General features: G+C 69.1%; 14 protein-coding genes. 2 read left to right on the forward strand and 12 right to left on the reverse strand.

Features of this window, described 5'->3' with window-relative positions; genetic code table 11:
• Positions 1-161: 161 nt before the first annotated feature.
• The 6 genes from gcvH to QE449_RS12560 form a co-directional block, all read right to left on the reverse strand.
• Positions 162-566, reverse strand: a complete 405-nt coding sequence (gene gcvH, locus QE449_RS12535; RefSeq protein WP_027505442.1) for a glycine cleavage system protein GcvH — start codon at positions 564-566, stop codon at positions 162-164.
• Between the two features lie 109 nt (positions 567-675).
• Positions 676-1,296: a CDP-alcohol phosphatidyltransferase family protein gene (locus tag QE449_RS12540; protein WP_051613241.1), complete on the reverse strand. Its 621-nt coding sequence runs from the start codon at positions 1,294-1,296 to the stop codon at positions 676-678.
• 46 nt (positions 1,297-1,342) lie between these two features.
• Positions 1,343-1,951: a CoA pyrophosphatase gene (locus QE449_RS12545; protein ID WP_222631300.1), complete on the reverse strand. Its 609-nt coding sequence runs from the start codon at positions 1,949-1,951 to the stop codon at positions 1,343-1,345.
• A gap of 19 nt (positions 1,952-1,970) precedes the next feature.
• On the reverse strand, positions 1,971-3,275 hold the full coding sequence (locus tag QE449_RS12550) for a GAF domain-containing protein (protein ID WP_307108909.1): 1,305 nt from the start codon (positions 3,273-3,275) through the stop codon (positions 1,971-1,973).
• Between the two features lie 58 nt (positions 3,276-3,333).
• Positions 3,334-4,113: an acetoin reductase gene (locus QE449_RS12555; RefSeq protein WP_222631303.1), complete on the reverse strand. Its 780-nt coding sequence runs from the start codon at positions 4,111-4,113 to the stop codon at positions 3,334-3,336.
• Between the two features lie 41 nt (positions 4,114-4,154).
• Positions 4,155-5,201, reverse strand: a complete 1,047-nt coding sequence (locus QE449_RS12560) for a 2,3-butanediol dehydrogenase (RefSeq protein ID WP_307108910.1) — start codon at positions 5,199-5,201, stop codon at positions 4,155-4,157.
• Between the two features lie 193 nt (positions 5,202-5,394).
• On the opposite strand from QE449_RS12560, the gene QE449_RS12565 reads away from it, so the two are divergent.
• Entirely contained in the window at positions 5,395-7,230 is a 1,836-nt protein-coding gene (locus QE449_RS12565; protein ID WP_285184699.1) for an NAD(P)/FAD-dependent oxidoreductase, read from the forward strand.
• A gap of 93 nt (positions 7,231-7,323) precedes the next feature.
• On the opposite strand, the gene QE449_RS12570 is transcribed toward QE449_RS12565, so the two are convergent.
• Positions 7,324-7,620: a DUF3263 domain-containing protein gene (locus QE449_RS12570; protein ID WP_156380489.1), complete on the reverse strand. Its 297-nt coding sequence runs from the start codon at positions 7,618-7,620 to the stop codon at positions 7,324-7,326.
• A gap of 234 nt (positions 7,621-7,854) precedes the next feature.
• Between QE449_RS12570 and QE449_RS12575 the strand changes: the two genes are divergently transcribed.
• Positions 7,855-8,640 carry a hypothetical protein gene (locus QE449_RS12575; protein WP_307108911.1) on the forward strand — a complete coding sequence of 262 codons (786 nt, stop codon included), beginning with the start codon at positions 7,855-7,857 and terminating at the stop codon, positions 8,638-8,640.
• Between the two features lie 18 nt (positions 8,641-8,658).
• Here the strand turns inward: QE449_RS12575 and QE449_RS12580 are convergent, their stop codons facing one another.
• From QE449_RS12580 to QE449_RS12600, 5 genes are read right to left on the reverse strand one after another with little or no spacing between them, the layout of a single operon-like run.
• Positions 8,659-9,879 (reverse strand): glycerate kinase, encoded by a 1,221-nt coding sequence (locus QE449_RS12580; RefSeq protein ID WP_307108912.1) that lies wholly within the window; start codon positions 9,877-9,879, stop codon positions 8,659-8,661.
• Between the two features lie 28 nt (positions 9,880-9,907).
• Entirely contained in the window at positions 9,908-11,413 is a 1,506-nt protein-coding gene (locus tag QE449_RS12585; protein WP_307108913.1) for an SLC13 family permease, read from the reverse strand.
• Positions 11,410-12,069 carry a response regulator transcription factor gene (locus QE449_RS12590; protein WP_056444417.1) on the reverse strand — a complete coding sequence of 220 codons (660 nt, stop codon included), beginning with the start codon at positions 12,067-12,069 and terminating at the stop codon, positions 11,410-11,412. The genes QE449_RS12585 and QE449_RS12590 overlap by 4 nt, the downstream gene beginning before the upstream one ends.
• The gene (locus tag QE449_RS12595) at positions 12,066-13,577 is read right to left on the reverse strand and encodes an ATP-binding protein (RefSeq protein ID WP_307109716.1); all 1,512 of its coding nucleotides are present in this window, start codon (positions 13,575-13,577) and stop codon (positions 12,066-12,068) included. Before QE449_RS12595 ends, QE449_RS12590 begins: the two co-directional genes overlap by 4 nt.
• On the reverse strand, positions 13,570-13,926 hold the full coding sequence (locus QE449_RS12600) for a hypothetical protein (RefSeq protein WP_307108914.1): 357 nt from the start codon (positions 13,924-13,926) through the stop codon (positions 13,570-13,572). Before QE449_RS12600 ends, QE449_RS12595 begins: the two co-directional genes overlap by 8 nt.
• Positions 13,927-13,947: the final 21 nt, after the last annotated feature.

Genomic DNA, 13,947 nt, shown 5'->3' on the forward strand with positions numbered 1-13,947 from the left:
CCCTCACCCACGAGGCGATTCAGCACATTCTCTTGTCACGCTTGTCTGACGGTTCCGCGGTTCCCCGACCGGGGTGCCGCCGAACCACGTGAGGACCTTACCGACCGTACCTTGCACACACCGTCGCCCGGGCGTGCTTGCCCGCCCGCCGGGCACGGCTGTTACGTGGTCGTGATCGACGCGTACCCCTCGGCGTCCATCATCGCCTCGAGGGCGTCGTCGAGATCGCTCTCGGAGTCGACGGACAGGTCCACGAGCCAGCCGGCGCCGTACGGATCGCTGTTCACCAGTTCGGGGTCGCCGTCCAGTTCACCGTTCACCGCAACCACTTTGGCCGACAGCGGGGCGTAGATGTCGGAGACGCTCTTGGTGGACTCCACCTCGCCGAGCGACTCACCGGCCGACACCGCATCGTCCTCGGTGGGCAGCTGAACGAAGACGACGTCGCCGAGCTGCGACTGTGCGTAGTCGGTGACGCCCACGCGCACGGTGGTGGGGCCGGTCCGCTGGACCCATTCGTGCTCGGCCGTGTACCGCAACTCGGTGGGGATATCGGTCTGGCTCACGTGAACCGGGTCCTTTCGCAGGCGTTGTCGCGGTGCGGACGAGGAGAACCGCACTCGCGCTGAGCGTATTGGCGAGCTTTCCGCCTCCGCAAGGCGGGCGCTCCCCGGCTCATCGTGCGGCGAGCGGGAGGCGTCGGACCGGACCGAGCGCCAGGCCGAGGTACAGCGCGCCCGTGTAGAGGTACAGCGCGGTCCCCCACACCAGCAGGGCCTGCGCGGGAACCGCGATCACGTCGGCGCCGACCCAGTCCACCCGCGCGGCGAGGAGGAACGGCAGGGCGCTCATCAGAACGAACGTCGCGGCCTTGCCGAGGTAGATCACCTCGGGCGGAGCGAGTCCCCGCCGCCGGTAGAGCAGCAGGGTGAGTGCGAGGATGCCGTCCCGCGCGATCAGGACCACGGCCACCCACCACGGGAGGATGCCCGCGAGGGCGAACCCCACCAGTGTGGTGACGACGTACAGGCGATCGACGAACGGGTCGAGCAGAGCACCCAGGGCCGACGACTGGTCGAGCAGCCGGGCGAGCTTGCCGTCCAACCAGTCCGTGGCCCCGCTGAGCAGGAGCAGCAGCAGCGCCCAGCCGTACGCCTGCTCCCCCAGCAACAACCACAGGAACACCGGCACCCCGAGCAGACGAACGACACTCAGAGCATTGGGCACCGTCAGGATGCGATCGCCGACGACACCGGCGACCACGTCGCGAGGGCTGTCGGACGCCGGATCGGTCATCCCCCGAGCTTTCCACACGGGCGCGCCGTCCGGACCCGACGAGCCGCTACCGCCAGGCGAAGACCGGCTGCTCGTAGTCGTGCACGCGGGTGTGCCGCCCACCGAGCACCACCTCGCGGAACTGGTGCACCACCGCGCCCGTGGGCGCGTGCACCAGGCTCGAGCGGAAAGGCCACTGCACCACCGGTCGCGGCGACTCGGCGATCGACACGAACCGGGCGTCGACGTCGAGCTCGTCCGCGGTGACGCGGTAGAGGAACTCCACCTCGTCAGGATTGGGCACCGCGTCCCCGGTCCAGTCCGCGATCCACACCACGAACGGACGGATGACGTAGCCGGAGCGGGTCCGATAGTCGTCGAGCGTCCCGAGCACGGAGTCCGGGCCGACTCGGATGCCGACCTCCTCGTCGAGTTCGCGCAGGGCGGCATCGACCGGTGTCTCGCCGTCGTCGACACGCCCGCCAGGCAACGCGAACTGGCCCGGATGCGCGCGCATCCGGGAGGGCCGCTTCGTCAGCAGCACGTGCCGATCGCCGGGCTCCCCGCCGACGGCCACCACGACCGATGCGCGTCGTTCGTCACCGCCCTCGATGAGCCGACTCTCGAAACCGTTCAGCGTCCGCACGATCTCTGCACGTTCGAGGCGCGTGTCCATCAGGCGACACTAGCCAGGCTCACCGGGCCGGTGCGCGCAGCGCGCGCACGGCCGGCGCCGCCGAGTACGGCAAGATGCGCGAGCGATCCGCCGGAAGGGCCAGCTCCACGACAGCGGACTCGTCGATCCGGTACGGCTGCGCGAGCACCACGCCGGCGAAGGCCTTGCGCAGCCGTGACATCTCGGCCCGGACCGTGATGGCACGGCCGTTGTCGCCGAACAGTTCCGTCGCGAGTTCTGCCGCGGTGCGCCCGTCCCTCCTCGCGGCGAGCAGGAAGAGGATCTCCGCGTGCCGAGGTGTCGGCTCGTGGGACCAGGTTCCGAAGGGACTCGACACCTCGACCACGGTGCGCGAGGGGTCGGACACGTCGATGCGGATGTTCGTCGGCGTCGACTCCCCGTCGACCACTCCGTCGCGTTGCGAGGACGCCGGTCGCACCATCCAGCCACCGGGCAGCGGCTCCAGATCGCACACGCCGAGCGTCGGTACCCACAGTCGGCCCGGCGCCACCTCGTCGGGGAGCAGCACCCGATTGCGCACCGGGACCGACGCCACCGCCGCGACCCACCCGTGCCCGTCGACGGCCAGCGCGGGCGTCTCCGACCGAGCCAGCATCGGCGCCGCCACCGAGCGCAGGTTGTCGAGCGTGCGTCGATGCTGTTCACGCAGTTGAGCTTCGGCGAGTCGAGACACGGCATCGATCAGCGCCAGCGTGGTCGGGTGCACCGAACTCGCGGGTCCGCTGACGTCGACGAGGCCCAGCACCCGGCCGGTACGCGGATCCTTGATGGGACTGCTCGCGCAGGTCCACGCGTGGTGAGTGCGCACGAAGTGCTCGGCGGAGAAGATCTGCACCGCCGAGCGCGAGACCAGTGCCGTGCCGATGGCGTTGGTTCCCACACTGTCCTCGGCCCAGTCGGCCCCCTCGACGAAGCCGAGCCGATTGGCGCGGTCGAGCACCGAGGGTGCCCCGCTGCGCCACAGCACCCGCCCGAGCCGGTCCGCGACCACCAGTAGGTTGTCGGAGTCCTGCAGAACCGAACGCAGGCTCCCGGTCAACTCCGGCAGGATCTCCACGAGCCCCGAGTCCCGACGCATCTGCTCGAGTGCCGCGGCGTCGACAGCATCTGCGGGTCCGCGGTTCTCCGGATCGACACCCAGGTTCATCACGCGCTGCCACGAGTCACCGATGACGTCGCGGGGGCGAGCGGGCGCGCGGGCACCCGACATGGTCGCGTCGTACACGGCGGACAGCAGCTGCGCGTATCGACGTGGGTCCTCACCTGCCGCGACGGCGGGCTCGGGTTCGGAGGTTCGAGTCATCGACACCGATTGTGCTCCACATCACAGTGCGCGTCATGCCCGGGTCTGTCCCGATCGGTCATCGGTAGACGAGTCCGCCGTCGATGAGACCGGCCTGACCGGTCATGTACGCCGCGTCGGGCCCGGCGAGGTAGGACACGTATCCCGCGACGTCGTCGGGAGTCTCGGCTCGGCCCAACGCGATACCGCCCACGAACTTCTCGTAGGTCGCACCCTCCTCCGCGCCGGTCAGTTCGGCGAACCGCTTGTCGATGGTGACCCACATGTCCGTGCCGACCACACCCGGGCAGTAGGCGTTCACGGTGATCCCGGCGGACGCGTACTCCTTGGCGGCGGCCTGCGTGAGACCGCGCACGGCGAACTTGGTGGCGCTGTACACACCGAGCATCTCGAACCCGTCGTGCCCTGCGATGGACGACGCGTTGATGATGCGGCCGGGCCGACCGAGTTCGATGAACGTCGCGGCGGCCGCCTGGATACCCCACAGCACACCTTCGACGTTGATCGACAGGATGCGGCCGACCTCCTCCGGCGTGGCCTCGGACAGCGGGCCGACGAGTGCGATCCCGGCATTGTTGACCATGATGTCGAGACCTCCCAGCTCGGCGGCGGCCCGGTTCACGGCGTCGAACACCTGGCGGCGATCGCTGACGTCGGCGACGATCGTCGTGGCTGCGCGACCGAGCTCCCGCACCTCGTCGGCGACCTGGCCGATGCCGTCGGGGTGCACGTCGACGAGGGCGATGTCCGCGCCGTCCCGCGCGAGTCGGAGGGCGATTCCCCTCCCGATTCCCTGTCCTGCGCCGGTGACGAGTGCGACCTGTCCGTCGATGCTCATGCGTGTCTCCTTCATGTGATGGTGGACGTCCGGGACGGAGGTCAGAGCGACGGATCGACGAGAACCTTCATCTTCGTGCCGGCATGCAGTGCCTCGAAGCCGTCGTCGATCACCGCGTCCATCCCGATGCGCGACACCCACCCGGTGGGGTCGTACACGCCGTCGGCCATCAGAGCGATGACGGCGTCGTAGTCGGCGGAGGTGTAGCAGAGCGACCCCTGGATGCGGGCCTCCTTCATCACCAGATCGAGAAGCGGTGTGGTGAGCGGCTTCTCGTAGATCGCCACGCTGACCATCGGCTTGCGGGACCCGACGCACGCCAGCGCGGTCGCCACCGCCGGCGCGACACCGGCCGCGTCGTACACGGCGTCGGCGCCGCGCCCGCCGGTCTCGTCGGCCACCAAAGCGGGGACGTCGACGGACGTGGGGTCGAGAGTGCGTGCACCGAGCGCCTCGATCGCTGCCCGCCGGGTCGCGGACGGCTCCACCACGAGGATGTCGTCGAGCCCCTTGCCGCGCAGCGCGAACCAGAGTCCGATGCCGATCGGTCCCGCCCCGAACACCATCGCGGTGTCGCCTTCGCGCACCTCACCCAGAGTCGCCGCGTGGTAGGCCACCGACATCGGCTCGACCAGCGCACCCAGATCGAGGGACACGGAGTCCGGCAGCGCGTGCAGCATGTCGGTCGGCACCACCGTGTACTCGGCCATACCGCCGTCGGACATCAGTCCGTGGAAGCCGATCGACTGGCACACGTTGTAGTTGCCGGCTCGACACGGACCACAGTGCCCGCAGCGGTACAGCGGTTCGATGGCGACACGGTCGCCGATCGACCATCCCGTCACTCCCGCGCCGAGCTCGGTGATGGTGCCGGAGAACTCGTGGCCGAGAATCAGCGGCATCTGCTGACCGGTCAGGGCGTGCGGCTCAGTGGGAATGAAGATCGGACCGGCGTAGTACTCGTGCAGGTCGGTACCGCAGATGCCGTTGGCACCGACGGCGATCTTCACCTGATCCGGTCCCGGGTCGGGCTCCGGAACATCGGCGATCTCGACCTTGCCGGGCCCGTGGTACACCGCTGCGCGCATCGTTCGACTCCTCACCGGCCGTCCCAGCGACGGCCGTGATCACCGTTCTATGTGACACGCGGCACAGCTCGACAGGGTTGCAGTCGGTTGCACCTGCGACTGCAACCCGCTGCAACTCTTCCTCGGACCGCGTCCACGGCGTGTGCTGTGCATCACACGAGCACGACCACGGAACGACGAAGACGGAGTTGTCATGACCCAGACCCTCGAGCCACCCACGCAGAGCATCTCGCCGCAGCAGCGGGTCGACGCATGGTTGGCCGATTTCGAAGCGGGGCTCGCTGCGCGGGACATCGATCGAGTCGTCGCGATGTTCGCCGTCGACAGCTTCTGGCGCGACCTGGTGACGTTCACCTGGAACCTCAAGACGGTGGAGGGACGCGACGGTATCGCCGACATGCTGACGGCACGGCTCGCCGACGTCGCTCCGCAGGGTTTCCGCACGACCGAGACACCCGACGAGGCCGACGGTGTCACCTCCGCATGGATCGAGTTCGAGACCGCGACGGCACGCGGCAAGGGACATCTGCGGCTACGCACCGACGCGGAGTCCGGTGAGTCGCTCGCCTGGACCTTGCTGACGACGATGCAGGAACTGAAGGGGTACGAGGAACCGCGCGGGCACGCGCGACCGATGGGGGCTGTGCACGGCTCGAACAAGGAGACGAAGACCTGGGCCGAGCGACGCGAGGCGGAGGAGAAGGAACTGGGATACGGCATCCAGCCCTACGCCCTCGTCGTCGGCGGCGGTCAGGGTGGCATCGCTCTGGGCGCTCGCCTGCGTCAGATGGGCGTCCCGGCCATCGTCGTCGATCGCGGCGAGCGCCCCGGTGATCAATGGCGAGGACGCTACAAGTCGCTGTGCCTCCACGATCCGGTCTGGTACGACCACCTCCCCTACCTGCCGTTCCCGGACAACTGGCCGGTGTTCGCCCCGAAGGACAAGATCGGCGACTGGCTCGAGATGTACACGAAGGTCATGGAGGTGCCGTACTGGTCGAAGACGACGGCCCTGTCGGCGACCTTCGACGAGGCGGCCGGGGAATGGACCGTGGTGGTCGATCGTGACGGCGAGGAGGTGACGCTGCGACCGAAGCAGCTGGTGATGGCGACGGGCATGTCCGGCAAGGCCTCCATCCCCGACTTCCCGGGAATGGACGTCTTCCGGGGCGAGCAGCATCACTCGAGTCAGCATCCCGGTCCGGACGCCTACGTCGGCAAGAAGGTCGTGGTGGTGGGCTCGAACAACTCGGCGCACGACATCTGCAAGGCGCTGTTCGAGACGGGCGCCGACGTCACGATGCTCCAGCGATCGTCCACTCACATCGTCAAGTCCGACTCGCTGTGCGAGATCGCGCTGGGCGACCTGTACTCCGAGCGCGCCGTCGAATCCGGAATGACCACGCAGAAAGCGGATCTCACCTTCGCCTCACTGCCGTACCGCATCATGCACGAGTTCCAGATCCCGGTGTACCAGCAGATCGCCGAGAAGGACAGGGACTTCTACGACCGCCTCGAGAAGGCCGGCTTCCAGCACGACTTCGGAGACGACGGCTCCGGACTCTTCATGAAGTACCTGCGGCGCGGCTCCGGCTACTACATCGATGTCGGCGCCTCGGAGCTGGTGGCGGACGGCAGCATCCACCTCGTCGGCGGCCAGGTCGACCACCTGACGGAGAACGCGGTGGTGCTGTCCGACGGGACGGAACTCGAGGCCGATCTCGTCGTGTACGCGACGGGCTACGGATCGATGAACGGCTGGGTGGCCGACCTGGTGGACCAGGAGACGGCCGACAAGGTGGGCAAGTGCTGGGGTCTCGGTTCCGACACCACCAAGGACCCCGGCCCGTGGGAGGGCGAGCAGCGCAACATGTGGAAGCCGACGCAGCAGGACAACCTGTGGTTCCACGGCGGCAACCTGCACCAGTCGCGGCACTACTCGCTCTACCTCGGCCTACAGCTGAAGGCTCGGTACGAAGGCCTGGACACCCCCGTGTACGGGCTGCAGGAGGTCCATCACCTGCGCTGACAGACGCGTGCGCCGTGTGCGTGTCCCTCGACACGCACACGGCGGTCGTCGGAGCGAGAGAACGTCACTTCACGGTCGGTGTGAGGCCGGTCGTCACTGACCGAGCCAGAGCCGCTTCCGGCAGACGGCGAGCATGGGCTCGACCAGCGCGCGGTCGGTGACCCGAACGCCGTTCTCCAGCAACACCTTCACACGACCGAAGAACTCGTGGGGCGTGAGTCCGAACTCCACCAGGATGTCCTCGGCGCGGCCGCCGCCGTAGACGTACCACCGTCGCAGGAAGGCGACCATCGCGAGGTCGGTCTCCGACGGATCCGTCGGATCGGTGGACAGGGGTGCTGCGCCGGGCGTCGTCGACCGGGAGGCTGCGGGGAAGGGTGTGCGTGTCACGACGCGAGTATTGCCCATCGATCCGACAGTGCGGTGACGGATCGGTGAACATGCCGACGAGTCACAGCAATTTCTCAGCGGCTGTTCACTCCGGGACAGCGTGATCACCGGGCCGCGCGGGTATGTGATCCCCACCACGCCACCGCGGCGTCGTCCACCGTTCCGGTAGCGGAGGCAATAGATTCGACGGTGTTCGTCGTTCGTCGGCGGCACGACCGCCGGAGGGGCAGCACGATGAACGTTCGACACAGACGACCGGCCACCTGGTTCGCGACCGCCGCAGTGGGCGTCGCACTGGTCACCGCACTCGCGGCCCCCGCGAGCGCCGCGCCCGCACCGGGCGACTTCTCCGGCGTCCCGGAGCGGACCTCCCTGTCGTACACCTCGCTCTCCACGGGCGTCCACGTCGGCACTGCCAACGAGAACGAGGCACGGCCGGGACTCTCCACGGTCAAGCTCTACCTGGCGGATCACGTGCTCCGACACGGTGATTCGTCCGCGGAGGACCGCGACCTCACCGCTCGCATGATCCAGGTGAGCGACGACTGGGCCGCCTCGCTGCTCGACAGCAAGTACCCCGGCGCCATCGACGCCGCGGCGCGCCAGTACGGACTGACCGCGACCTCGCGAGGCAGTTTCTGGGGCGACTCCTACACCAGCACGGCCGACACCGTGCGCTTCCTCGACACCAAGAAGCGCACCGATCCCGGCAGCCCCGTCCTCACGTGGATGACCACGGCGCTACCGGTCGCGGCCGACGGCACGGTCCAGGACTGGGGCACCGGTCGACTCGCCGCCGCCACCGGAACGAAGTGGGGCTGGGCGGACGACGGGTCCAGCGTCGTCGCCTCGGCCTCCATCGGCGACGACTTCACGGTCGCGGCCAACACCTACGGCGGCCCGGCGACCCAGAGCGACGACGTACTCACCGCGCTCGGGGCGTTCGATCTGGCGACCCCGACGATCGTGACCGCGCCGAGTGTTCCGTCGCTGCTGGACGCCATCCTCGGCATTCGCTGACGCCGACATCGACCGGCCTCACGCCGACTTCTTGCGACTCCGATTACCGGATCGAGCGGAGACCGCACCACCGAGCAGGATCATGCGCATGGTCCGTTCGGCGGCGTCGGTGAGCAACCGCTCGCCGTTCGCGACCGCCTCGGACAACGGCATCGGCACCGTGATGATGGACGCGATGGCAGCGATGCCCACGTCGTGCACAGCCGGCGCTCCGCGACCGAGTGATCCCGCCAACGCGATCACCGGCACGCCGAACTGCTGGCAGCGCCGCGCCACCTCCGCCGGGACCTTGCCACGCGGGGTCTGGAAGTCGATGGACCCTTCGGCAGTGATGACGAGGTCCGCCTTGCGGATTCGGCGGTCGAGGTCGATTCCCGACAGGCCCGAGTCCAGCAACGCATCGAAGCGGGACCGCAACTGCGCCCCGACCCCGGCCTCGAGTCCTGCACCCAGTCCGCCCGACGCTCCCGTGCCCGCTCCGGTCGCCACATCGCCGGCGGCCACACCGTCCCGCTCGAGGATACGAGCCCAATTGTCAAAGGCAGCAGAGAGTTCCTCGACCTGATCCGGGGACGCCCCCTTCTGCGGTCCGAACACGCGGGCGACACCGCTGGGTCCGCACAGTACGTTGTGCGGATTGCACGCGAGCACGACGTCGACCTCGGCGAGACGGGGATGCAGCGCCGTCAGATCGAGGTGGTGCGCCCGGATCAGTTCTCGACCGCCGCGGCCGATCTCACGGCCCTGCACGTCGAGGATCCTGGCGCCGAGCGCCTGCAGTGCTCCGGCTCCCCCGTCGCAGGTGCCGGAATCGCCGCAACCCACCAGGATCGTGTCCGCGCCCGCGTCGAGCGCCGCGGCCATGAGCTGGCCGACACCGTAGGTGGTGGTCGCGCCGGGATCGCGCCGATCGTGCGGTACGAGGGAGAGCCCCGCCGCAGCCGCCATCTCCACCACGGCGACGGAGCGCTCGGAGCCACCGAGTCGGGCCCAGTGCGAGGGCACCGGCTCCCCCACCGGTCCGACGACCGTCGTCTCGTGGAGGGTGCCGCGCGTCGCGGCCGCCAGTGTGCGTGCCGTTCCCTCACCGCCGTCGGCGATGGGCGCGGTGTCGACCCGAACTCCGGGTAGTGCGCGCCGCACCCCCGATGCGATGGCGGACGCGACGGACTCGGCGCAGAGGCTCTCCTTGAAACCGCTGGGGGCGACGAGGATGCGCTGGGGAACTCGTGTGGACATGGTTCTCCTGAGATAGGGGTGGGAGCAGTCAGGGCAGGTACAGCGGAAGACCGAGGGCAGGCCACAGCCATACCGAGCAGACGAGAACGAGAGCGACGGACACCGGGGCGACCGCGGCGGACAGGCGGAGAAGGTGGCCTGTCGAGAACCCCGGGACGGAGTCGCTCGCGGCGAACATCGCCACCGGTTTGGCCGAACTGGTGAGGGTGAGGCAGAAGCCGGCGGCAGCGGTGGAAGCGAACGCCGCGGCGGCGGGATCGATGCCGAGCACCGGCGCAGTGGCGACGACGACGGGGACGAGCACCGCGGAGCGGGCGGACCGTGACTGGACCACGAGGTGGGACAGCAGCGACACCAGCACCAGTACGACCACGAACACGGTCGCGGCGGACGACCCGAGCGCGCTGATGGGCCCGAAGACCAGGTCGGCGAACCACTCGGCGGCACCCGTCGTGGTCAGCGCCACTCCGAGACACAGTGTTCCGGCCATGAAGAGCAGCAGGCTCCACGGGATGGTGCGGACGGCAGCAGGCAGCGTGGTGGCCCCGACGAACGGTGCCGACGCGAGCAGTGCGCCGATCATCGCGACGATGGCCGGTTCGACACCGTGCACCGGCTCGGTGCACCACAGGGTCACGACGGCGACCAGGACGAGCAGGACACGCTTCTGCGGGACGGTGAGTGGTCCGGCGGACCCGCCGAACGCGTCGCGTGTCACCGAGAGCGGTCGGCGTCGCTCCGCTCGATCGGTGAACAGGGACAGCGCGATCTCCGCCGCGAGATGCGACCACACGATCGCGAGCGGCAGTCCGAGAATCGCCCACTGCAGGAACCCGATGCCCGATCCGGTCGTCGTGCGCACGATCTCGCTGGTGATGAGGTGCGCGCCGGCCCCCAGCAGCGACCCGACCGCGGAGCAGAGGATCACCGCGGGGAAGACCAGGGACAGCGTCAGCACCACTCGGGGCCGTTCACGCAGAACGGTCGCCAGAGCGAGGAACACCGGCAGCGCGAGCGCAGCCCGGCCCGACGTCGACGGGATCGCGAAGGTCGTCAGGAGCAGCACGAGGGTGACCAGATGGACGAGCTGCCGCGGCGACCGGGCGACCGACAGCACGCGTGCCGCAACCCGAGCGGACAGGCCGCTGGCCGTCACCGCCGCGGCGATGACGAACGACCCGACCAACAGCCAGATCACGGTGTCACCCAGTGTGCGCGTGAAGGTCTCGGTGGACACGGGACCCAGGATCACCAACGTCAGAGCGGCGCCCAGAGCGACGTGGGTGTCGTCGAGGGGCGAGAAGATCCACATCCACACCGCGACGAGGAAGACCAGCACCGTGATGGTCCCGTGTGCGGTCAGATCGCCGGCCACTCCTGCCAGGACGACACCGACGGCGAGCACCGCGAGAATGACGGCACTGACGAGGGTCCGCGGCGACGGCGTCGGAACTCGCCGCGGCGTCCGGGTCCGGACAGGACTGGTGGGAGTACGCCGCCCGGGCGGCGTCGTCGCGAACTCGGTGACGGTCATCGGACGCGGTATCCCATCCCGCGCACGGTCTCCACACGCTCGGCGCCGATCTTCGCGCGCAACGCACGCACGTAGACGTCGACCACGTTCGAGGCCGGATCGAAGTCGTATCCCCACACCTGCCCGAGGATCTGCTCACGGGACAGCACCTGGTCGGGGTGGCGCAGGAACGTCTCGAGCAGAGCGAACTCGCGCGCCGTCAGATCGACGACCGACTCCCCCACGTGCACACGGCGTGACCGCAGATCGAGACGAAGGTCCCCCGAGGTCAGCGAGTTGTCCGCCGAACCTGCGGTGTCGTCCTGCAACCGCAGGCGTACCCGTGCGAGGAGCTCGGCGAACTGGAAGGGCTTGGTCATGTAGTCGTTGGCGCCGCCCTCGAGCCCGGCAACGGTGTCGCGCACGCTGTCCCGAGCGGTCAGGACCACCACGGGTGTCGACACACCCTCGCCGCGCAACTGTCGGAGCACCGTGAACCCGTCCATCGCCGGCAGGCCGATGTCGAGCACCACCATGTCGAAGCCACCGCCACGCGCCATCATGAGCGCGGTCTCGCCATCGGCGACGTGCTCGGTGGTGTACCCGGCGGCCCGCAGACCCTTGCCGACGAAGGAGGCGATGTGGATGTCGTCCTCCGCGATCAGGATTCGGCTCATCGGATCTCCTTCGTGAGTGCATCGTCTGTCGTGGGCGCCGGGCCGGTCTCGGACCGCGGGCTGTGGCCCGGAGCCGGGAGGTCGAGGCCGAACGTCGCCCCCTCGCCGTGCACACTGCGCACCCAGGCGGAGCCGCCGTGGGCGTCGGCGATGGCACGGACGATGGCGAGTCCGAGGCCGGCTCCCGACCGCGCTGCCGGTGACGTCCGGTCGGCGGGCGATCCGCGTTGGAAACGGTCGAAGATGACGGGCGCGTCCTCGGGGCGGACACCGGGCCCGTCGTCGGCGATCCACAGCGACAACCGTCGAGCGTCCCCGTCGTCGTGGAAGGTCGATCCGAGCCGGATGCGGCTCCCGTCCTGGGTGTGTCCGACGGCGTTGGCCGCGAGCTGGACCATGGCCTGCGTGACGCGCTGGGCGTCCAGAACACACGAGCCCTCCGCGACCTGCATCAGCAACCACTGCCGATCGCCGAGCGTCTGCACCTTCGACTCGATGTCGAGGACGAGTTGCGCCGCATCGACGGGGGCGGGCACGACGAAATCGGGCTGCTCGGCCTTGGCCAACATGAGCAGATCGCTGACGATCCGCCCCATGCGGGCGAGCTCGCTGTCGACGAGCGCCAACGTACGCCGCCGCTCCTCCGGGTCCTCCGACATGAGCTCGAGATGCCCCCGGACGATCGTGATCGGCGTGCGCAGTTCGTGTCCGGCATCGTCGACGAACTGTCGCTGGGTGGTGTACGCCTGCTCCAGCCGGTCGAGCATCGCATTGAACGTCTCGGCGAGATCGGAGATGTCGTCGCGCCCGTGGACCGGGACGCGCGCGGTCAGATCCGTCTCCCCGATCTCGGCCGCGACCGTGCGCACCGTGCGGACGGGAGCGAGAATGCGACCGGCGACGAGATACGCGATTCCTGTCGTCAGCAGCAGTCCGACGGCGCCGACCACTGCCATGGTTCGCATGGTCCGATCGACGAGATCACGGTTCGCACCGGTGAACGCCGTGACGACGAACGTGCCGGCGCGGCCGGTCGCGTCGTCGATGACGACGTGCCCCCACCGCATCTCGCCGTTGTCGGTGTCCAGCACTCCGGCGGGTTCGGCCGACTGCACGATCGTCGTCAGGATCGGTGACCCCGGTGCGAGCACGGTCGGCACATCGACGCCGGGCTGAGTCAGTACCGAGTCGCCCACGACGCCGAACATCACTTCACCCGTGCCGGCCGACTGCCGGGCGAGGTACACCTCGAGAAGCCGCTCCACCGAGACGAACGGCTGCGTCGTCGTGGGATCGACCCCCTCGGACGCGAAGGTCCGGAACTCCTCGGCTTCCTGCGCGACGTCCCCGTTGGCGCGCACGTCGACGTCGCGCAACAGCAGATTGCGGGCGGTCACCAGCACGACCACCAACAGAAGAAGGGTCGTCAACATGATCCAGGCGGTGATCTTCCACCGTGCCGGAAGTGCCGATCCACGGCGAGCCGAGACACCGGCGGCGTCACTCATCGTCGTCACCGCCGTCGACGTCGTCGACGTCGTCGGCGCCGTCATTGCCGTCGTCCGCGTCGTCCGCGTCGTCGTCGGAGAAGTCGACGATCGGCGGTGCCTGCACTGGAGCCTGAACTGGCGGCGGTGTGATCGGAGCGGGAGCGGCCGGCGCGGGCGCGGGAGAGGCAGACGGGACATCAAGTGTGGGAGCGATCACCTCGGGCGTCGGCTCCGGCGCCACACTCACCACGACGGGCGAGGGGTCGAGGCGTGGCGCCGGTGATCGCGTCACCAGGACCCCGGCGACGAGAACGCACGCGATGGCCACCAGGACGGCGGCCGCGGCGAGTGGGCGGGAGGAGCGCATGACAGCAACTATGCCGGGGGT

The organism is Rhodococcus sp. SORGH_AS_0303 (assembly GCF_030819335.1).
In the GTDB taxonomy this organism is placed as follows: Bacteria; Actinomycetota; Actinomycetes; order Mycobacteriales; family Mycobacteriaceae; genus Rhodococcoides.

Coding starts and splice junctions, on each gene's coding strand:
- QE449_RS12585 (WP_307108913.1), bottom strand. CDS start 11,413: ATGACCGTCACCGAGTTCGCGACGACGCCGCCCGGGCGGCGTACTCCC.
- QE449_RS12555 (WP_222631303.1), bottom strand. CDS start 4,113: ATGAGCATCGACGGACAGGTCGCACTCGTCACCGGCGCAGGACAGGGA.
- QE449_RS12595 (WP_307109716.1), bottom strand. CDS start 13,577: ATGAGTGACGCCGCCGGTGTCTCGGCTCGCCGTGGATCGGCACTTCCG.
- QE449_RS12550 (WP_307108909.1), bottom strand. CDS start 3,275: ATGACTCGAACCTCCGAACCCGAGCCCGCCGTCGCGGCAGGTGAGGAC.
- QE449_RS12590 (WP_056444417.1), bottom strand. CDS start 12,069: ATGAGCCGAATCCTGATCGCGGAGGACGACATCCACATCGCCTCCTTC.
- QE449_RS12565 (WP_285184699.1), top strand. CDS start 5,395: ATGACCCAGACCCTCGAGCCACCCACGCAGAGCATCTCGCCGCAGCAG.
- QE449_RS12600 (WP_307108914.1), bottom strand. CDS start 13,926: ATGCGCTCCTCCCGCCCACTCGCCGCGGCCGCCGTCCTGGTGGCCATC.
- QE449_RS12575 (WP_307108911.1), top strand. CDS start 7,855: ATGAACGTTCGACACAGACGACCGGCCACCTGGTTCGCGACCGCCGCA.
- QE449_RS12560 (WP_307108910.1), bottom strand. CDS start 5,201: ATGCGCGCAGCGGTGTACCACGGGCCCGGCAAGGTCGAGATCGCCGAT.
- QE449_RS12545 (WP_222631300.1), bottom strand. CDS start 1,951: ATGGACACGCGCCTCGAACGTGCAGAGATCGTGCGGACGCTGAACGGT.
- QE449_RS12580 (WP_307108912.1), bottom strand. CDS start 9,879: ATGTCCACACGAGTTCCCCAGCGCATCCTCGTCGCCCCCAGCGGTTTC.
- QE449_RS12540 (WP_051613241.1), bottom strand. CDS start 1,296: ATGACCGATCCGGCGTCCGACAGCCCTCGCGACGTGGTCGCCGGTGTC.